The sequence below is a fragment of the Amycolatopsis vancoresmycina genome (assembly GCF_000716785.1).
Taxonomy (GTDB): Bacteria; Actinomycetota; Actinomycetes; order Mycobacteriales; family Pseudonocardiaceae; genus Amycolatopsis; species Amycolatopsis vancoresmycina.
In genome coordinates this window covers 81,826-102,308 of the sequence record NZ_JNYY01000009.1, presented here as the reverse complement: position 1 = coordinate 102,308, position 20,483 = coordinate 81,826, and the positions used below count along the sequence as shown (strand labels likewise).

Here is a 20,483-nt window from a genome sequence, read left to right as displayed (position 1 = left end):
TGGTTCCCTTCGTTCGGTTACTCCGTGACCGGCGCGAGCCACAGCCCGGCCAGTACGTCGGTGAGGGCGGTGGCGGTGTCGCGCCAGCCGGTTTCCGGGGTGCCCGCGCCGTCGGCGAGCGCGCGTTCCCGCCCGGCCATCCCGTGCATCAGCAGGAGCCGGGTGATGTCGTTCCGTTCGGCGCGGACTTCGGCGGGCAGCCCGGGCAGGCACCGGTAGAGCCCGTCGAGAGTCCGCGCCAGCGAGGGGGACGCCAGCGTCTCCTCGACGATGACCGCGCGCAGCGACGGCTCGGTCATCACCTGGGCGGCGAACCGGGCGAACCAGGTCGGCGCGCCCAGCTCGGCGAGGTGCTCGGTGGCGGGGTGCACCAGGCACCCGAGCCAGTCCCGCAGCTGCGTGCACCCCCGGTCCAGCCGGCCGCCACGCAACCGTTCGATCGGCCCGGTGTGCTTGCGGACGATGGCCCGCACCACGTCGGCCCGGGTGCCGAAGTGGTAGCCGACGACGGTGTTGTTGCCCTGCCCGGCCGCTTCGCCGATCTGCCGGTTGGACACGGCCAGGACGCCGTGTTCGGCGTAGAGCCGTTCCGCCGCGGCCAAGATCCGCTCCCGCGTCGCCTGCGCCCGGTCCGTCACCAGCGGACGGGCAGTTCCCGCAGCCCGCCGACCGCGAGGCCCTCGACCCGGCGCAGTTCGTCCGCCGGGACGGCCAGCTCCAGCGCCGGCAGCTTGCGCAGCAGCACCTCGAGGACGACCTGCAGTTCGGTGCGGGCCAGCGGCTGCCCGAGGCACGCGTGCGCGCCGGCGCCGAAGGCGAGGTGCGGGTTCGGGCTGCGGGTCAGGTCCATCGCGCCGGCGTCCTCGAAGGCGCGTTCGTCGCGGTTGGCCGCGGCCATGCTGCACATCGCGGTGGTGCCGCCCGGCAGCACGGTGCCGCCGACCTCGAAGTCCTCGGTGATGTACCGCTGCATGCCCACACCGGCGTTGGCGTCCACCCGCAGCGATTCCTCGACCGCCGTGCGCACCAGCGACGGGTCGGCGAGCAGCTGCTCCCACCGGCTCCGGTCGGCCAGCAGCATCGCCACCATCTTGGCGATCATGTTCGCGGTGGTCTCGTGCCCGGCGATGAGCAGGCCGATGCCGGTGGCGGTGAGCATCGCGTCCGACCAGTCGACGCCCTCGGCGATCAGCGCGCTGAGGATGTCCTCACCGGGTTCGGCCCGCTTGCCCGCGATGTGCCCGCCCATGTACCGGCCGAACTCCGCCTGCGCCGCGTCGAACTCGGCCTGCGTGTAGCGGGTCATGCTGAGCATGACGTCGGACCAGTGGGCGAACCGGTCCCGGTCGGTGTCCGGCACGCCGAGCATGTCGCAGATGACCCAGACCGGCAGCGGGAAGGCGAGGCCCGCCTTGAGGTCGCCGGGCGCGCCCTTCGCGACCATCTCGTCGACGAGCTGCTCGGCCATCGCCGCCATGCCGGGCCGCAGCGCGGCCATCCGCTTGGCGGTGAACCACTTCCCGAGCAGGCGGCGCCACTTCAGGTGCGCCTCGCCGTGCTGCGGCAGCACGGCGGCCATCTCGCTGTTGAACACCCCGCCCGACTCGGTGTCCGCGACGCGGGCCGCGTTGTCCCCCGCCGACGGCCGGGTGAAGCGCGGATCGGACAGGACCGTCTTGACGTCGTCGTACCGGGTGATCAGGGCGGCCTCGTCCCCGCTGGCCAGCGCGACGCGCGCCACCGGGCACTTCTCCCGGAATTCGGCCCATTCGGCCGGCGGCTCGAGCGCGGTGGCGGCCTCGAACGGGAAGCGCGGCAGCGGATCGGTGTGGCTGGGCGTCATGGCGGGCCTCTCGTTGGTGAATGTCCCCTGCTCCGAGGATGGCCACGATCCCGGATTAAGTCAAGCAGTTGATTTAATCTCCGGGGAAGCCTCAGCCGCGCGCGCGACGCTTGGCGTTATTCGCGCTCGACCTTGCGCAGCCCGCCCGCGGGCGTCCACCACTCGACGACCAGCAGCGTGGCCGCCTCGTTCAGGTGGGTGTGCACGACCTCGGCGACGTCGGCCTCGAACCGCTCGCCGTCTTCGGTGCGCACGCGCCCGGCGATCTTCGCCTCGCCCGGCCACTGCGCCTCGGCGCCCTCGACGGGGTCGACCGTCGCGCTGTGCAGCGCGAACCGCGGGTCGCGGAGCAGGTCCGCACCCTTGCGCGCGTGCGGCATCGAACCGAAGACGAGCTCGCCGTTCTCGAAGGCCGTCTCGATCCCGGAGATCCGCGGCGAGCCGTCAGCCCGCAGGGTCGCGATCGTCTTGTGCTTGTGCGCGTCGAACAGGGCCTGCACCCGCCGGGCGAACTCCGGCTCCGCCGCTTCGAACTCCCGCCACGCCGTCATGCACCCATCGTGCCGCACCGCAGGCCCGCGACGAGGAGCTGCACCATCCGGCGTGCGTCGTACCGGGGGTCGTCCGCGCCGATACAGAGGTTGCCGACCCCGCGCATGAGGTCCAGCGGCGGCACCGCGGCCCGGATCTCGCCGGCCGCGGCGGCGGCGTCGAGCAGCTCGGCGCACACCGGCACCAGCCGGTCGAGGAAGTACGCGTGCAGCGCCTCGAAGCCGGCGTTGTCCGACTGGAGGGCCCCGGCGAGCCCGTGCTTGGTCACCAAGAAGTCCACGAACAGGTCGATCCACTGCGCCAGCGCGGCGTACGGCGATTCGTTCGCGGCCAGCAGGGCCGGCCCGGCCTCCGTGCAGGCGTCCACCTGGTGCCGGAAGACGGCGATGACGAGGTCCGCCCGGGTTGGGAAGTGGCGGTAGATCGTGCCCATCCCGACGCCGGCCTTCGCCGCGATGTCGCGCACCGGCGCGTCGACCCCGGACGCGACGAAGACCGCGGCCGCCGCGTCCAGCAACGCCTTCTCGTTGCGCCGGGCGTCCGCCCGCTTGGGCTTGCGTTCGCCCACCGAATCCTCCCGGGGTTGCTAAGCGGAACAGTGTTCCGTATCGTTAGCGGAGCAACGTTCCGTTTGCTCATGATGCCACGGAGGCACTCCCCATGCAGTACCGCACCTTGGGCCGCACCGGCGTCCAGGTCAGCACGCTCGCGCTCGGCGCGATGAACTTCGGCGCGATCGGGCGCGTCACCCAAGACGAGGCCACCGCCATCGTCGACGCCGCCCTCGACGGCGGCATCAACCTCATCGACACCGCCGACATGTACGGCCAGGGCGAGTCGGAGGTGATCGTCGGCCGCGCGATCGCCGGCCGCCGCGACGACCTCGTGCTGGCCACGAAGGCGACCATGCCGATGGGCGAGGAGCGCAACCACCGCGGCAACTCGCGCCGCTGGCTGGTCCGCGCGCTCGACGACAGCCTGCGCCGCCTCGACGTCGACCACGTCGACCTGTACCAGGTCCACCGCTGGGACCCCGCGACGAGCGACGAGGAAGCGCTTTCCGCGCTGACCGACCTGCAGCGCGCGGGCAAGATCCGGTACTTCGGCTCGTCGACCTTCCCCGCGTACCGGATCGTGCAGGCGCAGTGGGCCGCGCGCGAACACCGCCTCGGCCGGTACGTAACCGAGCAGCCCAGCTACTCGATCCTGCAGCGCGGCATCGAAGCCCACGTGCTGCCGGTGACCGAGGAGTACGGGATGGGTGTGCTGGCGTGGAGCCCGCTGGCTTCGGGCTGGCTGTCGGGCGCGGTCCGCGCGGGCCGCGAGATCGCCACCAACCGGGCGACGGCCTTGCCGCAGCGCTTCGACCTCGACGTCCCGGCCAACCGGGCCCGCCTCGACGCCGTCGAGAAGCTCGCGAAGCTCGCCGAGCAGGCGGACCTGACGCTGATCCAGCTCGCGCTCGGTTTCGTCACCGCGCACCCCGGCGTGACGAGCGCGCTCATCGGCCCGCGGACACCGGATCATTTGACCTCCCAACTGGCGGCCGCCGACACGGTGCTGCCCGCCGACGTCCTCGACGAGATCGACACCATCGTCGCGCCGGGCACCGACCTGGCCCCGGACGAGAAGTTCGACACCCCGCCGTCCCTGCTCGACCCGGCGCTGCGGCGGCGCCGATGAGCTTCGGCATCATGACCGCACCGATGCAGGTGGGGTACGACGAGGTCCGGCGCGTCTGGCGAGAGGCCGACAAGGTGCCGGAGATCGAGCACGCGTGGCTGTTCGACCACCTGATGCCGATCGCCGGCGACCCGGACGGCCCGATCTTCGAGGGCTGGACGCTGCTGGCGGCCCTGGCGGCCCAGACGTCACGGATGCGCATCGGGCTTTTGGTCACCAGCAACCGCTTCCGCCCACCGGCCGTGCTGGCGAAGATCGCAACAACGGTCGACATAGTGTCGGGCGGCCGCCTCGACTTCGGCATCGGCGCAGGGTCCCGCCCGAGCCACCCACTGGCCCGCCGCGAGTACGACGGCCACGGCCTCCCGTACCACAGCCAGGACGACGCGGTGGCGGCCCTGGCCGAGGCGTGCACGGTGATCCGCCGCTTGTGGACATCATCAGAGCCGTTCGACTTCGAGGGCGCACACGTGCGCCTGACGGGAGCAGTCGGCAATCCCCACCCGGTACAGCAACCACACCCCCCGATCATGATCGGCGGCCGCGCAAGCGCAACGCTGCGAGTGGTGGCAGAGCACGCGAACCTGTGGAACATCCCGGGCGGCGGCGACATCACGGACCTCGCCGGACGCAGCCGGTTGCTGGACAGGTACTGCGAGGAGATCGGCCGCAATCCGGCGGAGATCGTGCGATCGATCTACCTGCCGGTGGATTACGAGCGGCCGGGGGTGACGCGCGGCAAGATCGCCGAGGCGGCGGAGGCGGGGTTCGGGCATTTCGTGCTCGGGCTGGCGAGTCCGTATCCCGAGGAGGTGGCGCAGTGGGTGGCGGATGAGGTGATCCGCCGGGTGTGAGGTTCGGTGGTGATGACCGCGGTGGGGCCTGGGTGAGTCGATCCGCCAGGCTTAGCGGCAATGACCGTGCCGGGCGGCGCGGTGGACCCCGGTGAGCCAACCCGCCAGGCGTGAAGCCCGGTCGCGATGACCACACCGCCGGTCGGCGGCCCCGCCGAGCCGACCCGCCAACCACGAAGCCCGGCGGCAACGGCCGCACCGGACGATGCAGTGAGCCCCGGGCGAACCGCCTCGCCAATCGCGAAGCCCGTGGCAATGACTGCACCGGGCGCTGCGGCGGGTCCCGGGGGCCGAGCCGCCAGGCGTAAAGCTCGGCGGCGGTGACCGCGGCGGGCCGCGGGTGAGTCGATCCGCCGAGCGCGAGGCCGGTGGCGATGATCGCTCCGGCTGGTGGGGCGGCGAGCTGGGTGGGCCTCCGGCCCCCGGTTTCCAGCGTACCGGGCAGCTCCGACAGTTCCGGGCGACCGGCGACCGGCGACCGGTTGGCGGCCGGCGGCGGGGCCGGTGCGGTCAGTCCGCGTTCGCCAGGTGGGCCAGGGCCGATCGCAGCTGCCGCCGGGTTTCCGGCGGCAGGCCGGCGAGCTTGCTGTCCTCCACCTCGCGGATCGCCGCCCGGACCGCCGCGTGGCGTCGGGCGCCTTCCGGAGTCAGGCGGACTACTCTCGCGCGGCGGTCGGCCGGGTCGGGTTCCCGGGCCACCAGGCCTGCAGCTTCGAGGGCGTCGAGGAGCGCGATCAAGCGGGTCTTGTCGTAGCGGATCTGCTGCGCCAGCACCAGCTGGCTCGGCGCCGCCCCGGGGGCCAGTGCCGACAGCACCACGTATTGCCACATCGAGAGCCCGTGCCGCTCCAGCACCGGCCGTTCGGCTTCGGCCAGGGCGCGGCCCGCTCCGGCGCAGAGGGCTCCGAGATCGTCGTCCTCGTTCACCGGCAGGATTTTACGCGTGGACAGATCGTACGCAGGTGCGTATCGTTTCGCCCATGACACTGGGACGAGCCGAAACCCGCACCATCTCCATCGCCGCCCCGCCGGCGCGGGTCGTCGAATACCTCGCCGACCCGCGCCACCTGCCCGAATGGGCACCGGGGTTCGCCACCGCGGTGGACCACGACCACGACGACATCTGGCGCGTCCACACCGACGGGGGCCCGCGGCGCGTGGCGGTGCGCGTCGCGGCGGCCCACGGTGTGGTCGACGTCGTCAGCGCCGACGCACCCACCGTGGGCCTGTTCACCCGCGCGGTCCCGAACCTGACCGGCGCCGAGCTGATCTTCAGCCTGTTCTTCCCCGAGGACACCGACCCTTCGGCCGTGGACGCCCAGATGGCGGTCGTCGGCGAGGAACTGCGGACCGTGCGCGAACGCGTCGAATCGGCACGCTAACCCGCCGCGCAGACGACCCCGTTGAGGGTGAACGCCGACGGCAGGATGTTCGGGCCGCTGTAGTCGGCGGTGAACCCGACGTCCACCCCCGACGCCGGCGGTGCCGACGACGAAACCGTCACCGTCGTCCCGTTCTGCGCCCACGTGCCGTTCCAGCCGCCGGTGAGCCGCTGTCGCGCGGTGGGCCAGCCGAACGTCAGCGTCCAGTCCCCCACCACCCCGCTGCCGGTGACGTGGATGCCGCCGACGAAGCCGCTCGCCCAGTCGGTGACGTCGGTCATCCGGACCGTGCAACTGCTCGCCGCCGGTGCGCCGGTGGTGAGCGTCAGCGGCGGGGAGGCCGCGGACAGGTTGCCCGCTGTGTCGCGCGCCAGGACGTTGACCGTGTACCGGCTGCCCGGCACGAGGTTCCCGACGTCGAGCGACGTGCCGGTGGTCTCGCCCCACTGTTCGCTGACCGCGCCGACCTGGCGGTACACCTCGTACTTCGCGATCGGGTGGGCGCCGGCCGCGGCGGCGGGCCAGCTGATCGTCGCGGTGCGGTCGGTCGCCGTCCCGGTCGGCTGCCCGGGCGTGCCGGGTCCGCCGGACGCGGCGGCCGCCGGGTGCAGCACCACGGTGGTCAGCGAGTACGGCGGCAGTGTCTGGGACGTGCTCGTCCCGGTCGTCGAACTCGAAACAGCCGTGGCGCCGTTGGTGAAGGTGAACACCTGCGGCGCACCGGCCGCCGGTGTGTAGCCCGCGTAGTCCAGCGTCACCGTCCTGGCCTGGTCGGGATCCTTGTTGAGCAGCAGCACGGCGAGGTCGCCGTTCGGCCGCCGGACGGCGTGCGCGCCGACGAGCGGGTCGTCCGCGCCCGCCCGGACGTACTGGTCGCCGGGGTGCGCGAACGTGCTCAGCATCTTCAAGCCGTAGTAGGGCGCGAACGGCGTGTTCAGCGCGGGCTCGCAGGCGCCGCCCTCGAGGCAGGTGGCGCTGGAGAGCAGGCCGGAGTCGCCGTAGTCCGGATAACCGGCCACGGTGGACAGTTTCGTGCCGCCGTTGTGCGTGTCCCACCAGTCGACGGTGAACACGCCGTTCTCCAGCAGCGAGCTGTAGGTGTCGGCGGCGAACAGCGCGCCGGGCTGGGTGTCCATGCCGACCGGGGTGTTCGTTTCGGTCATCGAGATGCCGATGCGCCCGGCGTTCGCGCCCGCGTACCGGGTGATCTGCTCGCGGGCCAGGTAGATCATGTCGTTGACCTGCTCCGGCTTCGCGAGGGCTTCCGCCGCCGTCGAACCGCTGGGGTACCAGTGCAGGATGACGAAGTCGATGTGCGGGCCCGCGATCGACAGCACGGTCTGGTTCCAGGTGGCGGTGTCACCGGAGCCGACGATGCCGTCCGGCCAGTTAGCCGGGGTCGTCAGCACGGCACCGATCTTGACGCCCGGATCGACCGCCTTCATCGCGTCGGCGTAGGCGACGACGCCGTTGGCGTACGCCGTGGGGCTTTTGTCCGCGTGGTTGTCGGCTTCCCAGTTCGCGCCGTAGTGGCCGTTCCCGTAGAGCTCGTTGCCGATTTCCCAGTACTTGACGCCGTAGCCCTTCGTCACGTTGGCGTACCGCACCCAGTCCGCGGCCTCTTCGGGCGTCCCGGTGCCGTAGTTGGCGATGATGATCGGCTGGGCGCCGGCTTTTCTGACGCCGCCCATGAACGTGTCGAAATCGGTGTTGGGCGCCACGTAACCACCCGGCGCGGTGTTGTCCTTCCAGTGGTAGATGTCGCCGTAGGAGCCGCCGGGGTAGCGCATGGTGCGAACCCCGGCCGCGCCGAAGAGGTCGGCCACCACGTCGGTCCCCAGCTGGCTGTCCCACACCGCGTGGTTGATGCCGATCCCGGTGTCCGGCACGGTGGCCAGCCCGGCTCGGGCGTTGACGGTGACCGTCGCCGCGGGCGCGGTCGCCGCCCCGGCGGTACCGGCCGCCGTGCTCGCCGCGACGAGCACGGCGATCACCGGCCACGCTGCCCAGCGCAGACGTCGAGCTGTCATGGAAGTCCATCCTCACTTCGTCGGGCACGAACGGATGACTGGGAGCGCTCTCAGCGAGAGAACCACCGAGGGGGCCCGAAGTCAACGGAAGTCGCGTGAGGGCCCGTTCCGCATCGGGAGTTCGAGGTTTTCGAGGCGATCGGCAACGAGCGTGACGACCCCTTCGGCGGCTTGCACCCGCCCGCGCACGAGCAGCGCGGCACTGGCGCGGGCGATCAGGCGCTGCCGGTGCCACAGTCCCTGGGAGACGACGACGTTGGCCATCCCGGTCTCGTCTTCGAGGTTCAGGAACGTGATCCCGCCGGCCGTCGCCGGCCGCTGCCGGTGGGTGACCGCGCCGCCGACCCACACACGCGCCCCGTCCTCGGTCCGCATGAGCTCGGCGACGGTGATCGCGCCGCGCTTGCCCAGGAGCTCGCGCAGGTATTCGACGGGGTGACTGTCCGGGGACACGCTGGTGGCCCACAGGTCCGCGGCCGTCACCTCCAGCCGCGTCATCCCGGGCAGTGCGGGCGCGTCGAGCCCCGGGGCGAGGCCGGGCAGGTGACCGGGCCGGGTGGCCGCGGCCGCGCCGGCGGCCCAGAGGTCCTGCCGCCGATCGCCGCCGAACCCGCCGAACGCCCCCGCCGTGGCGAGCGCCTCGGCGGCGTTCTTCTTCAGCCGCACGCGACGAGTCAGGTCACCGATGCTGGTGTAGGGGCCGTGGGCGTCGCGTTCGGCGACGATCTCCTCGGCGACGTCCTCGCCGAGGTGGCGGACGCCGGCGAGGCCGAGCCGCAGCGCAACCCCGCCGGTGCTGCTCTCGTCCGGTTCGAGGGTGGCGTGGACGAGGCTCGTGTTGATATCGGGCTCGCGGATGTGGACACCGTGCCGGCGCGCGTCGGCGACCAGCGTCTGCGGGCTGTAGAAGCCCATCGGCTGGGCGCTCAGCAGCCCGGCGCAGAACGCGGCCGGGTAGTAGTGCTTGAACCACGCGGATGCGTACACCAGCAGCGCGAAGGACATCGAGTGCGCCTCGGGGAAGCCGTAGCCGGAGAAGGCGTGGATCTGCTCGAAGATCCGGGTGGCGAGCTCGCGGTCGAGCCCGTTGGCAGCGCAGCCGGCGAAGAACCGCGCCATCAGGGCCTTCATCTTCGTGCTGGACCGCTTGGCGCCCATGGCGCGGCGGAGCTGGTCGGCCTCGGCCGGGGTGAAGCTCGCGACGTCGACGGCCATCTGCATCACCTGTTCCTGGAACAGCGGCACGCCGAGGGTGCGGTCCAGTGACGCGGCCAGCCGCGGGTGCGCGTGTTCCCATTCCTCGTCGCCGCGGCGGCGCCGGATGTAGGGGTGCACCGAGCCGCCCTGGATGGGGCCGGGCCGGATCAGCGCGACCTCGACGACGAGGTCGTAGAACTCTCGCGGCCGCAGCCGCGGCAGCGTGGCGAGCTGGGCGCGGGACTCCACTTGGAACACCCCGACGGCGTCGGCGGCGCAGAGCATGTCGTAGACCGCCGGGTCGGCCAGGTCGAGTTTCCCGATGTCGACGGTCGTGTCGTGGTGTTCGGCGACAAGGTCGAGCATGTGGTGCAGCGCGGAGAGCATGCCGAGGCCGAGCAGGTCGAACTTGACCAGCCCGACGGTGGCGCAGTCGTCCTTGTCCCACTGCAGCACGCTGCGGTCGGCCATGGTCGCCCACTCGACCGGGACGACTTCGGACACCGGCTGTTTCGAGATGACCATGCCGCCGGAGTGGATACCGAGGTGGCGCGGGAAGTCCTCGATCCGCGCGGCCAGGTCGAGAACGTCGTCCGGAATCGCTCCCCCGGCTTGCTGCCTGGTTGCGGCGACCCCACCCCAGCGGTCCACGAGCTTGCTGTAGGCGTCCTGCTGCCCGGGGCTGTGGCCGAGGGCTTTGGCGGCGTCGCGGATCGCCGACGGCGCCCGGTAGGTGATGACGTTGGCGACCTGCGCAGCGTGGAACCGGCCGTGTTTGTCGTAGACGTACTGGATGGCTTCCTCGCGGCGGCCGGACTCGATGTCGACGTCGATGTCCGGCGGCCCGTCCCGCTCCGGCGCGAGGAACCGCTCGAACAGCAGGTTCCACTTGACCGGGTCGGCGTGGCAGATCTCCAGCGCGTAGCAGACCGCGGAGTTCGCCGCCGAGCCGCGGCCCTGGCAGAGGATGTCCGCTTCCCGGCAGAACCGGACGATGTCCCAGACGACCAGGAAGTAGCCGGGGAAACCGAGCTTTTCGATGACGGCGAGTTCGTGGTCGAGCTGGGCGTAGGCCTTCGGGTTCTCTTCACGCGGCCCGTAGCGCTTCGCCGCGCCGCACCAGGTCAGCTCGGTGAGGAAGGACATTTCGTCGTGCCCGGCGGGGACGGGGAACGGCGGCAGGTCCGGCGCGACGAGGTTGAGGTCGAACGCGACTTCGACGCCCAGCACGGCGGCCCGCCCGACGGCACCGGGATAGCGGCGTTCGAAGAGGCGCCGCTGTTCCATCCCGGACCGCAGAAACGCCTGCCCCGACGGCGGCCGCCACCCGTCGAGCTCCTCGGCCGGCCGCCGGGCCCGGACGGCGGCGACCGCGGCAGCCACGACAGCGTCGTCCGGGCGCGCGTAGTGCACGTTGTTGGACACGACGGTGGGCAGCCGGAGGTCCTCGGCCAGCGCGTCGAGCAGGTCGTTGGCAGCGTGGTCCCGCGGCTGCCGGTGGTCGATCAGCTCGACGGCGACGTGCGACCGCCCGAACCGGTCCACGAGCCGGGCGAGTTCGGCGTGCGCGGCGGCCGGCCCCCGCTGGGCGAGCGCTTGCCGGACGGCCCCCTTGCGGCACCCGGTCAGGACGACGACGTGCCCGGCGAGTTCGTCGGCGAGCTCGTCGAAGTCGTAGACCGGCCGGCCCTTCTCCCCGCTGGCGAGCTGGGCCCGGGAGATGACCCGGCACAACCGGTGGTAGCCGGTCTGCTGCCGCGCGATCACGAGCAGGTGCGAACCGGCCGGGTCGGGCATGCCGGCCTGCGGACCGGGCAGCCCGAGTGAGAGTTCGGCCCCGAACCCGACCCGCACCCCGAGGGCCCGCGCGGCATCGTTGAACCGCACGGCGCCGTACAGGCCGTCGTGGTCGGTGAGGACGAGCGCGTCGAGCTCGAGCCGCGCGGCCTCCTCGACCAGCGTCTCGGGGGGACTCGCGCCGTCGAGGAAGCTGAAGTTGGAGTGGACGTGCAGCTCGGCGTAGGGGGCACGGATCCGGTCCCCGCCGTCGTCCCGGGCCCGCCGGTCTGCGAGATCGGCCGGTGCCCCGGGATACCCTTCGCGTTTGCGCGACCACGCCGGGGCATCGTTGCCGTCCCCGGGCACGGGCGGGCGCCCGGAAGCGATCCGCTCCACTTCGGACCACGGAACGCGCGGATTGTTGAACGCCAAGGCCAGCTCCCACCGATTTCGCTGTGGGGAAGCCAGCGACTACTGTTCGAACACGCGGACGAATACCGCGGTCCGATCCTGCGGCGGGACGCGTCCGGTGTCAACTGTGGACGGTGTGAAGTCGCGTCCGTCACAGGCTGCGCGGAGCCGTTGGAGCTGCGGGCGTTTATCGTTTCAGGCTGCGAAGGGCAGTGGTTGGTGGACGTTGTTGCGCCGGGGTTTTCGCTGTTTGCCGAGGAAACGCGGCGGCAGGAACTCCGGGAGACCATCTGAGGCGATGCGGACCTCCCACCCCGAGCGATGCAGCAACCGATGGTGATAGGCACACAGCAACACCACGGTGCCCAGATCCGCGGAGCCACCCTCAGTCCCGTGCTCCACGTGATGACCGTGACAGTCCCGGGGTGGGCGACGGCAACCGGGGAACGCGCAGCCACGGTCGCGCCGCTCCAGGGAACGGCGGAGCCCGGCGGAGATCAGGCGGCGCAGACAGTCCAGGTCGAGGGGATCACTGTTCTCGCCCGGCGCCGCGGGAACGGTCTCGCTGTCCCCGGCGGGGATTCGTGCCTCCGCGTCCGAGACGCGGCCGCCATCCCCCGAGGTCGTCTGCCCGGCCTCGGTTTCCAGGTCGATGCCGGAGATCGGGACAGTCACCCGTCGAGGTCGCGACCGGTGAGCAGGCGCCCGCTTCCCGGCCTGCGCCGGCAGGTCCGGGGAGTTCGACGCCAGGTCGACCGCGTCGGAGAAGGCATCACCGTAACGCTCCCGCGGGGAGCGCGAGTCGGCGCCGCCGTCGTCGGCGGGGCGGCGCTGGGCCAGGGCATCCAGCAGGGCACTGGCGCGGGTGCCGGTCTCGTCGTCAAACCGGCCATGCAACTCCCACACCCCAGTTCTCTTCCGTCGTAATGACAACTCCCGAGCCGGAACCGCCCGCTCCACCGGACCGGGCTCCAGAACCCGCGCCGCCAAGGCGACCTGCCTGTACCCCGCCTCCCCCGTAAACGACAGCAAATGAGCCTCGACCACATCCCGGCGCTCGGGCGGGATATCGGTCAAGGCATCCACGATCACGTCGATCATCGGATTGCTCAGCCGACCTGCCCGAGCCGCTACCGCGGTTGCGGGCGCCAGCGCAGGAACCACCCCGCCGTCGGGATCGCGGCCCGGGTTGAGCGCCCGGGCCCGTTTCACCACCCGCGCCGCCGCCGAGCGTGGCATATCGCCCAGCTGCTCCAGCAAACGAACCACCGAACGGTACCCGAACAGCTCCCGCACACCCCGCTGCTCGATCTCCACCAGCACAGCACCCAGCGAAGCCTCCGCCGCCCGCATGGTCGCGAGCAGCTCACCGATGCGGTCGGCCAGCACCACCGCCTCGGGCGAAAGAGTCACGTTGTCGGACATGCACCCAGACTATCGAGCATCCGAACACAAGTTCATCACTCGAAAAGGTGATCATCGAGCTCCTAGTCGTAACAGCCCTCCACTGTCCACTGTGGATTATTTCCGAGCAAAGCCGTTAGCAGTAGGGCAATATCGCCGTCGGCGTCGCCCTCCAGGACCACCTGTACCCGCGCCGAAGGTCGCTCGCCGCGGCGGGTGGGCAGGGCCGGGTGGACCACCCATGGTCCCGCCGAACCGAGGACGCGGCGGGGCGGGCCGCCGTCCACGGCGACCGTCGATGGTGGGTAGCCGAGCTCGCCGCGGGTGGTGCAGCGGACCACGTCGCCGACCGCGTCGAGGACCTCTGCCGGGACCGGGCGGCGGGGGACGACCGTCGGCGAGGGGGCCGGCAGCCGGCCCGGCCACGGGCGGTCGGCGGCCAGCGGGCGGCGCGGCTCGCCCCACGGGATCAGGCGGACGCGTTCGGCCGGGCCGCGGCCGCCGTCCAGCAGCGGGGTGACCACCGCGTCCGGGCCCAGCAGGCCCTGGATCCGCACCAGGGCGCGGGCGGCGCGCTCGGCGGCGTCGGCGTCGCGGCCCACCGAGCCCAGCTGCAGCTGCAACGCCTGCCCGCCGACCACCTCTTCGGGGTCGAGGCGCAGCCGGACGATGCCCGCCGTGGGCCGGTCGCGGGCGGTCAGCCAGCCTTCGCACTGCCACCGCACGCGGTCCGCCGTCGAGCGGGCGGTGAGGGGTTCCGCGCAGCGCCAGACGCGTACGCGTTCTTCGCCGGCTTCGGTCACGGCGACGATTGCCAGTCGCGTACAGGCGAAGCCGTGGTTCGCCAGCCCCGCGAAGAAGCGTTCGCCGAGCGTCTTCGCGACGAAGGCGGCTTCGTCGACCCTCGCCAGCGGCGTCTCGAACGTCTCGGTGACAGACAGGTCTGGCGGCAGGGCGCGCCGCAGCGGCGGACGTTCGGAGAGGCCGCGGGCGAGGCGGTGGGCGACGACGGCGTCCTTCGGGAAACGGCCGGCGATGTCGCGTTCGGCCAGCGCGGCGAACGCGCCGAGGGTGCGCAGGCCGAGCCGCTTGAGCAGGTCGACGAGCTCGCCGCGGTCGTCGCTGGGCTGGTTCAGTTCGGTGGTCGGCAGCGGGGCGAGGAACTCCGCCGTCCGGCCGCGCGCGACGAGGGCGGACCGGCGGGCGGCGAGGGTCGCGGCGAACAGCCCGTCGGCGACCCCGACCTGGCACTCGACCCCGGCCCGGGCGGCGACCTCGTCGATGAGCAGCTCGGCGAGGGCGGCTTCCCCGCCGAAGTAGCCGGCGGCACCGTCGACGGGCACGGCGACGACGCCGGGCCGCACCACCTCGACACCGACGGCCTGCGCCTCGACCGCGGCGGCGACGGGTTCGAAGAGCCGGGCATCACGATCGGGATCGTGCTGGTGCACCACGAGTTCCGGGCACCGCGACTGTGCATCCCGCCGCCGCATGCCGCGCCCGACGCCGCTGCGCCGCGCGGAAGCGGAGCAGGCGACGACGCGGTTGGCGGAGAAGACGGCAGCGGGCGCTGTGGGCGGCGTACCGGCCGCGGCCCCGGCGGCGACGACCGGCCAATCGGGACACCACAGGACGAGCAGCCGTGGCGCGTCAGTCATTCCACGGTGCCGCGCTCACCGGACGCTCCGGCCGAGCGCACGATCGCGGCGAGGGGCGGCACGCGTGATTGGGAGCGGATCTCGCGTGACTGGAGGCGAATCTCGCGTGATTGAAGGCGCAACTCGCGTGACCGGAGGCGCAACTCGCGTGATTGGAGGGGCATCTCGCGTGATTGGAGAGGCGACACGCGTGACTGGAGGGGCAAGTCGCGTGGTGGTTCTGGCCAGGGCGGGTGGGGTGGCTCATCCGGCTACCTCGACCAGGCGGCGTTCTGGGCGGGTGGCGTCTGCCACCGTGCCCTCTGGGGCCGGGAGCTGCAGCGGGACTGTCCGGGGGCGGGCCGCTGCGCCGCGGCCGCGGCTTGTTGCCACCACGTCGCGGCTTCTCAAGTGGCCGTGGCCGTCCTGGGTGAGGCCGTGCCAGCGGCGGCCTGACACGCTCAGCTCCACGTCCGCGCCCGGCCAGTGGCCCACCGCCAGCAGCACCGTGCCGCGGTTGCGGACCCGGCCCGCCAGGCGGCGGGCCGTCTCCGGAGGCATGTTGCGGGCCGGCCCCAGTACCACCACGTCGAAGCCGTCCACCAGGGCCGAGACCACCGGCACCAGCTCCGCTCCCGGGTCCGGGACCAGGGCGATCCGCTCCAGGTCGACGCCGAGTTCCGCCGCCGCGGCCAGGCCCAGTTCCGGCAGGCCCGTCACCGCCGCCCAGGAGCCGTCGCGGGTGGCCGCCGCCAGGAGGGCCAGTACCAGGGATGTTGCTCCGCGCACCGCGATCGTGCTTCCCCTGCGCAGGCCGCCGCCGGGCAGCAGGGCCGCCAGCGGGGGCAGTACCGCCAGCAGCTCCGCGTCCGCGGACGGCTCGCGCAGCTGCGCGGCCGTGCCGACCCCGGGAATGGCCGTGAGCCCGGCCAGCGCCTCCGGCACCGCCACCACCGCCCACCTCCAGCACCACGTACTCGCACCGGAGACACCCGCGTGAGGAAGCCACAGGCGAACCCAGAACACTTATCGAACACTTGTTCGCATACTGCGAGACGAGCGCCCCCGCTGTCAAGCCGGACGGGCGGACCTCACCCTGGCGAAATCGTCCGGCTCACGATCCACGCGTGCTCGCCCAGCTGCCGGCCGCGCGTGAACCCGTGCTCCTCGAACAGCTCGACCGTCGCGCTGAACAGGAACCGGGCCGGCGCGGTGCGGCCCGCCGTCGCCTCGGAGACCGCCTCGACGAGCCCGCCGCCGGCCTGCGCGATCTGTGCCAGCGCGCCCGCCAGCGCCATCCGGGCGATGCCGTGCCCCCGGTGCTTCCGGTCGACGAAGACGCACGTGATCCGCCAGTCCGGCCGGGGCGGCGAGGCCTTGTCGTACGCCCGCCGGTGCTTGATGCCGGGCAGCTCGGCGGGGCTGCCGTACTGGCACCAGCCCTGGGCGACGCCGTCGGCGTCCAGCACCAGCGCCGCGTGTGCGCCACCCGTGCGGACGCGGTCCTCCTTGATCGTGCGGCGCGCCGGGCCGCGCTGTGCGCGTTCCGGGTGGAACCCGAGGCACCAGCAGCCGCCGAAGATGCCGTTGTTGCGCTCGACGAGCTCCGCGAACGCCGCCCACGTCGAGGCGTCGAGGGGGCTGACGGTATGCGTCATCCGCGGGATTCTGCCGCACCGACCTGTGCCGCGGGTCGTGACAGGGAAGCGGGCCGCACCGGTGCCGGTGCGGCCCGCCGCGATCGAGATCAGCCCGCGAACGGGCTCGCGTCGATCCCGCAGGTCTGGCCCGCGGCCGGGAAGGTGCCCGAGATCAGGTAGTCCCGCTTGACCTTCTCGGTGCACGTGCTCGGCACGTACATCGACGAGTGGCCGTAGCCCTCGGTGACGAACACCCGCGCCCGCGCCAGTTCCGCGGCGCCGTCACGCGCGCCGGGCAGCGGCGTGGACGGGTCGTAGTGGTTGTTCAGCACGAGGATCTCCGCCGACGTCGGGCGGTTCCACGGGCCGGTGTAGCGGTCGGTGTCCCTCGCCTGCCAGTACGCGCAGCTCATCATGTCCAGCACCGCGATCCGCCCGAAGTACGGCACGCGCTGGTCCTCCGACTCGGCGTACCGGCTGTAGACCGCCGGGTCGGTGGGCACGTCGCTGTCGCTGCACTGGATGGCGTTGAACGCCTCGGTGCGGTTCGAGGTGTACTGCTCGCCCTTGACCGCGGCCGACCGGAGAGCCGGTGCGGCCGGGGCGTCGTAGAGGCGCTGCAGCAGCGCGGCGATGTCCGGCCAGCCCCGCGAGTCGGACAGGTCGGCGGCCGCGTTGATGATCCCGGAATAGGTCCACGTCTCGCCGTTGCTGACGATCGGGGCCTGCTTGGCACGCGCGGTCAGCGCCGCCCACTTCGCCTTCGGGTCGCCGGACGAGAACGCGCACTTCGGCCCGGCTTCCGTGCACAGCCGCAGGAACTGCTCGAAGGTCTGCGCGATGCCGGTCGCGACGTCCTGGCGGGTGTCCAGCGGGACGCTCTTGCCGTTGCCGTTCTGGCCGGTCGCGTTGCCGGCGAAGTCCATGGTGCCGTCGAACACCATCGCCCGGATCCGGTTCGGGAACAGGTTCGCGTACGTCGCCCCGAGCTGCGTTCCGTACGAAATGCCGTGGTAGTTCAGCTTCGGATCGCCGACCGCGCGGCGCAGGAGCTCGAGGTCGCGGGCCGTGTTGGCGGTCGAGACGTGCTCCAGGATCGGGCCCGCCTTGGCCGAGCAGCGGTCGGCGAGCTCCTTCGACTTGGCGTAGAAGGCCGCGTTGCCGCTCGGGTCGCCCGGCATCTCCGGGAACGAACCGAAGAACGACTCCTGCTCGGCCTGGGAGTCGAAGCACCGGACGGCGGTGCTGTGCCCGATCCCGCGCGGGTCCCACGAGACGAGGTCGAACCGCGCGCGCAGTTCGTCGGAGAACAGCCACGGCCACTTCCCGCGCTCCCGCAGCCGCTGCAGGCCGGATGCGCCTGGGCCGCCGAAGTTGACGAACAGCGAGCCGATCCGGTGTGCGGGGTCGGTGGCGGGCAGCTTGATCAGCGCGAGGTCGATCTTCGCGCCGGACGGCCGGTCGTAGTCCAGCGGCACCGAGGCGGTGGCGCACTGGAACCCGTCCTCACAGCCGGTCCAGCTCAGTTGTGGCGTCGGCACTTTGTCGACGGACATCGGTGCCGCGGACGCGACCGCCGGCCCCGCCGAGACGGCCATCGAGACACCGAGTGCGACGACCACGCCGCGCACGATGCCTCCCCCAGGGAAACGACGCACGAGAAATCCTCTCGAGAAGGGAAACGATCATCCCCACAGACGGGCAAGGGGGTGGCGAGGTTGATCGCCCGCCCGAAAAAGATCACTGGCGCCGCGCCGCCGACCTTAGCTATAGTACTAGTTAACTAGATAAATGGAGTTGCCGATGATCGAGTTCCACTTGGACACGAGGTCCGGCCTGTCGCCGTACCAGCAGCTGGTCCAGCAGGTGCGGCACGCGCTGCGCCTCGGCCTGCTCACCGAGGGAGACCAGCTCCCGAAGGTCAAGGACGTGGTCGCGAGCCTCGCGATCAACCCGAACACCGTGCTGAAGGCCTACCGCGAGCTGGAGCACGACGGCCTGGTCTCGGCCCGCCCCGGTGTCGGCACCTTCGTGACGGCGACCCTGAACGGCGCTTCGTTCGCCGTGCTCGGGCCGTTGCGGCAGGACCTGCGCCGCTGGCTGGACCGGGCGCGCCGGGCCGGGCTCGACGAAGAGAGCATCGAGGCCCTGCTGATGTCCACGTTTCGCGACTCCGCCAGAGAGGACATAGCGTGATCGTCCTGCGCGCCCAGGGACTGGGCAAGAACTACCAGCGCAAGCAAGCGCTTACCGGCTGCACGCTGGAGATCGAAGCCGGCCACGTCACCGGGCTCGTCGGCCCCAACGGCGCCGGCAAGTCGACGCTGCTGAACATCGCGGCCGGCATGCTCGAGCCGACCACCGGCACGATCGAGGTGTGCGGCGGGGTGCCGGGCAGCGGCCCGGAGCAGCTGGCCAAGGTCGGCTACGTCGCCCAGAACACGCCGGTCTACAGCGGACTGACGATCGCCGAGCACCTGCGGCTCGGCGCCCACCTCAACCCGGGCTGGGACGCGGCGCTCGCCGAAAAGCGCGTCGAACGGCTCGGGCTGGACCCGAAGCAGCACGCCGGCAAGCTCTCCGGCGGCCAGCGCGCCCAGCTGGCGCTCACGATCGGCATCGCCAAGCGCCCCGAGCTGCTGCTGCTCGACGAGCCGGTCGCCGCGCTCGACCCGCTGGCGCGCCGGGAGTTCCTGCAGGACCTGATGGAGGCCGTCGCCGAGCACGGGCTGTCGGTCGTGATGTCCTCGCACCTGGTCAACGACCTCGAGCGGGTCTGCGACCACCTCGTCGTGCTGGTGGCCTCCCAGGTCCGGGTGATCGGCGAGGTGGAGACGCTGCTCGCCACGCACCACCGGCTGACCGGAGCGCGCCGCGACCTCGACACGCTGCCGTCGGACCAGCACGTCGTCTCGGCGAAGCACACCGACCGCCAGACGACCGTCCTCGTCCGCACCGAGGCGCCGATCCTCGATCCCGCGTGGACGGTCGGGCAGATCGGCCTGGAAGACCTCGTCCTCGAGTACATGAGCAACCCCGCCGCCGCCCGCCCCGCCCTGGAGGTCCTCCGATGACCTGGCTGACCTGGCGCCAGTTCCGCACGCCCGCGCTGTCGGTGCTCGCCGGGCTGATCGCGATCGCCGTCGTGCTCGCGGTCACCGGGCCGCAGCTGGTGGGCCGCACGGACTTCTCCGACGAGGACGCCCTCTTCGGCGGGACCATCCTGGTGCTGTACCTGCTGCCCGCGGTGATCGGCGTGTTCTGGGGCGTCCCGATGATCACGCGCGAACTGGAGAGCGGCACGCACAGCCTCGTCTGGAACCAGACCGTCACGCGGAAGCGGTGGCTCACCACGAAGCTCGGGTTCGGCCTGCTCGCGGCGGTGCTCGCCGCCGGCGCGCTGAGCCTGGCGGTCTCCTGGTGGGCGAGCCCGATCGACGCGCTCTCCGCGGTCCAGACCGACCGCGGGATGCTCGCGCGCATTTCGCCGGTGGTGTTCGGCGCGCGCGGGATCGCCCCGATCGGCTACGCGGCTTTCGCGCTCGTCCTCGGGGTCGCGGTGGGGATGCTGCTGCGGCGGACGGTGGCCGCGATGGCCGTCACCGTCGTCGCGCTCACCGCGGTCTTACTCGCGGTGACGCTGCTCGTGCGCCCGCACCTGCTGCCGCCGCAGACCGAGACGGTCGCGATCACGCCCGAGAACATCACGAACATCACCGGCAACGACAAGCAGGGGATCACCGAGATCGGCGTGCGGAAGCCGGCCGGGGCGTGGGAGCTGGCGAACGAAACCCTGGACCCGGCCGGGAACGTGGTCACCTCGATGCCGGACTTCCTGCAGGACTGCTCGCCGCGGCCGGGGGCGGCCCCGCCGGAGCGCGGTGACATCCAGGCGTGTGTGGCCCGCCTGGGCGCGCACGGCTACCACCAGCGCGTGACCTACCAGCCGGGCTCGCGGTTCTGGCCGCTGCAGTGGCTCGAACTGGCGCTCTACCTCGCGATGACCACCCTGCTCACCTGGTTCTGCTTCCGCCGTCTCCGCCACCTGTCCTGACGATTCCGACTGGGGGA

Annotated in this window: 18 protein-coding genes; 6 read left to right on the top strand and 12 right to left on the bottom strand. The window is 72.0% G+C overall.

What is annotated here, in order from left to right:
• Positions 1 to 17: 17 nt before the first annotated feature.
• The 4 genes from OO60_RS23020 to OO60_RS23005 form a co-directional block, all read right to left on the bottom strand.
• A complete protein-coding gene (locus OO60_RS23020) occupies positions 18 to 638 on the bottom strand; it encodes a TetR/AcrR family transcriptional regulator (protein WP_003060567.1) in 621 nt (206 codons plus the stop codon).
• A complete protein-coding gene (locus tag OO60_RS23015) occupies positions 635 to 1,843 on the bottom strand; it encodes a cytochrome P450 (RefSeq protein ID WP_003060569.1) in 1,209 nt (402 codons plus the stop codon). Before OO60_RS23015 ends, OO60_RS23020 begins: the two co-directional genes overlap by 4 nt.
• 116 nt (positions 1,844 to 1,959) lie before the next feature.
• Entirely contained in the window at positions 1,960 to 2,394 is a 435-nt protein-coding gene (locus tag OO60_RS23010) for a pyridoxamine 5'-phosphate oxidase family protein (RefSeq protein WP_003060570.1), read from the bottom strand.
• The gene (locus tag OO60_RS23005; protein ID WP_003060573.1) at positions 2,391 to 2,963 is read right to left on the bottom strand and encodes a TetR/AcrR family transcriptional regulator; all 573 of its coding nucleotides are present in this window, start codon (positions 2,961 to 2,963) and stop codon (positions 2,391 to 2,393) included. Before OO60_RS23005 ends, OO60_RS23010 begins: the two co-directional genes overlap by 4 nt.
• 92 nt (positions 2,964 to 3,055) lie before the next feature.
• Between OO60_RS23005 and OO60_RS23000 the strand changes: the two genes are divergently transcribed.
• Positions 3,056 to 4,078 carry an aldo/keto reductase gene (locus OO60_RS23000; protein ID WP_003060576.1) on the top strand — a complete coding sequence of 341 codons (1,023 nt, stop codon included), beginning with the start codon at positions 3,056 to 3,058 and terminating at the stop codon, positions 4,076 to 4,078.
• Entirely contained in the window at positions 4,075 to 4,932 is an 858-nt protein-coding gene (locus OO60_RS22995; protein WP_003060579.1) for an LLM class flavin-dependent oxidoreductase, read from the top strand. The genes OO60_RS23000 and OO60_RS22995 overlap by 4 nt, the downstream gene beginning before the upstream one ends.
• Positions 4,933 to 5,442: 510 nt before the next feature.
• On the opposite strand, the gene OO60_RS22990 is transcribed toward OO60_RS22995, so the two are convergent.
• Positions 5,443 to 5,859 carry a MarR family winged helix-turn-helix transcriptional regulator gene (locus tag OO60_RS22990; protein ID WP_003060582.1) on the bottom strand — a complete coding sequence of 139 codons (417 nt, stop codon included), beginning with the start codon at positions 5,857 to 5,859 and terminating at the stop codon, positions 5,443 to 5,445.
• 53 nt (positions 5,860 to 5,912) lie between these two features.
• On the opposite strand from OO60_RS22990, the gene OO60_RS22985 reads away from it, so the two are divergent.
• A complete protein-coding gene (locus OO60_RS22985) occupies positions 5,913 to 6,314 on the top strand; it encodes an SRPBCC family protein (RefSeq protein WP_003060584.1) in 402 nt (133 codons plus the stop codon).
• On the opposite strand, the gene OO60_RS22980 is transcribed toward OO60_RS22985, so the two are convergent.
• The 7 genes from OO60_RS22980 to OO60_RS22950 all read right to left on the bottom strand — a co-directional run bounded on the left by OO60_RS22980 (position 6,311) and on the right by OO60_RS22950 (position 18,043).
• Complete coding sequence (locus tag OO60_RS22980) at positions 6,311 to 8,344, bottom strand: cellulose binding domain-containing protein (RefSeq protein WP_240490593.1); 2,034 nt, start codon at positions 8,342 to 8,344, stop codon at positions 6,311 to 6,313. The two genes, OO60_RS22985 and OO60_RS22980, sit on opposite strands and share 4 nt — an antisense overlap.
• Before the next feature lie 81 nt (positions 8,345 to 8,425).
• Complete coding sequence (locus tag OO60_RS22975) at positions 8,426 to 11,752, bottom strand: error-prone DNA polymerase (RefSeq protein ID WP_003060588.1); 3,327 nt, start codon at positions 11,750 to 11,752, stop codon at positions 8,426 to 8,428.
• Between the two features lie 174 nt (positions 11,753 to 11,926).
• On the bottom strand, positions 11,927 to 13,156 hold the full coding sequence (locus tag OO60_RS22970; protein ID WP_003060591.1) for an HNH endonuclease signature motif containing protein: 1,230 nt from the start codon (positions 13,154 to 13,156) through the stop codon (positions 11,927 to 11,929).
• Positions 13,157 to 13,218: 62 nt separating this feature from the next.
• A complete protein-coding gene (locus tag OO60_RS22965; RefSeq protein ID WP_209441394.1) occupies positions 13,219 to 14,793 on the bottom strand; it encodes a DNA polymerase Y family protein in 1,575 nt (524 codons plus the stop codon).
• 243 nt (positions 14,794 to 15,036) lie between these two features.
• Positions 15,037 to 15,723, bottom strand: a complete 687-nt coding sequence (locus OO60_RS22960; protein ID WP_033262136.1) for a hypothetical protein — start codon at positions 15,721 to 15,723, stop codon at positions 15,037 to 15,039.
• A 140-nt stretch (positions 15,724 to 15,863) separates the two neighbouring features.
• Entirely contained in the window at positions 15,864 to 16,430 is a 567-nt protein-coding gene (locus OO60_RS22955) for a GNAT family N-acetyltransferase (protein WP_004563067.1), read from the bottom strand.
• Between the two features lie 89 nt (positions 16,431 to 16,519).
• Positions 16,520 to 18,043, bottom strand: a complete 1,524-nt coding sequence (locus OO60_RS22950) for an alpha/beta fold hydrolase (protein WP_004563068.1) — start codon at positions 18,041 to 18,043, stop codon at positions 16,520 to 16,522.
• Positions 18,044 to 18,215: 172 nt separating this feature from the next.
• On the opposite strand from OO60_RS22950, the gene OO60_RS22945 reads away from it, so the two are divergent.
• The 3 genes from OO60_RS22945 to OO60_RS22935 are packed head-to-tail and all read left to right on the top strand — an operon-like array spanning position 18,216 to position 20,466.
• Positions 18,216 to 18,608: a GntR family transcriptional regulator gene (locus tag OO60_RS22945; RefSeq protein WP_033262065.1), complete on the top strand. Its 393-nt coding sequence runs from the start codon at positions 18,216 to 18,218 to the stop codon at positions 18,606 to 18,608.
• Entirely contained in the window at positions 18,605 to 19,486 is an 882-nt protein-coding gene (locus OO60_RS22940) for an ABC transporter ATP-binding protein (RefSeq protein ID WP_004563070.1), read from the top strand. The genes OO60_RS22945 and OO60_RS22940 overlap by 4 nt, the downstream gene beginning before the upstream one ends.
• A complete protein-coding gene (locus OO60_RS22935) occupies positions 19,483 to 20,466 on the top strand; it encodes a hypothetical protein (RefSeq protein WP_004563071.1) in 984 nt (327 codons plus the stop codon). Before OO60_RS22940 ends, OO60_RS22935 begins: the two co-directional genes overlap by 4 nt.
• Positions 20,467 to 20,483: the final 17 nt, after the last annotated feature.

What these genes read in the sequence shown, in the direction of transcription:
- OO60_RS23015 (WP_003060569.1), bottom strand. Translation starts at nt 1,843, where the DNA reads ATGACGCCCAGCCACACCGATCCGCTGCCGCGCTTCCCGTTCGAGGCC.
- OO60_RS23010 (WP_003060570.1), bottom strand. Translation starts at nt 2,394, where the DNA reads ATGACGGCGTGGCGGGAGTTCGAAGCGGCGGAGCCGGAGTTCGCCCGG.
- OO60_RS23000 (WP_003060576.1), top strand. Translation starts at nt 3,056, where the DNA reads ATGCAGTACCGCACCTTGGGCCGCACCGGCGTCCAGGTCAGCACGCTC.
- OO60_RS22995 (WP_003060579.1), top strand. Translation starts at nt 4,075, where the DNA reads ATGAGCTTCGGCATCATGACCGCACCGATGCAGGTGGGGTACGACGAG.
- OO60_RS22985 (WP_003060584.1), top strand. Translation starts at nt 5,913, where the DNA reads ATGACACTGGGACGAGCCGAAACCCGCACCATCTCCATCGCCGCCCCG.
- OO60_RS22980 (WP_240490593.1), bottom strand. Translation starts at nt 8,344, where the DNA reads ATGACAGCTCGACGTCTGCGCTGGGCAGCGTGGCCGGTGATCGCCGTG.
- OO60_RS22970 (WP_003060591.1), bottom strand. Translation starts at nt 13,156, where the DNA reads ATGTCCGACAACGTGACTCTTTCGCCCGAGGCGGTGGTGCTGGCCGAC.
- OO60_RS22965 (WP_209441394.1), bottom strand. Translation starts at nt 14,793, where the DNA reads ATGACTGACGCGCCACGGCTGCTCGTCCTGTGGTGTCCCGATTGGCCG.
- OO60_RS22955 (WP_004563067.1), bottom strand. Translation starts at nt 16,430, where the DNA reads ATGACGCATACCGTCAGCCCCCTCGACGCCTCGACGTGGGCGGCGTTC.
- OO60_RS22945 (WP_033262065.1), top strand. Translation starts at nt 18,216, where the DNA reads ATGATCGAGTTCCACTTGGACACGAGGTCCGGCCTGTCGCCGTACCAG.
- OO60_RS22935 (WP_004563071.1), top strand. Translation starts at nt 19,483, where the DNA reads ATGACCTGGCTGACCTGGCGCCAGTTCCGCACGCCCGCGCTGTCGGTG.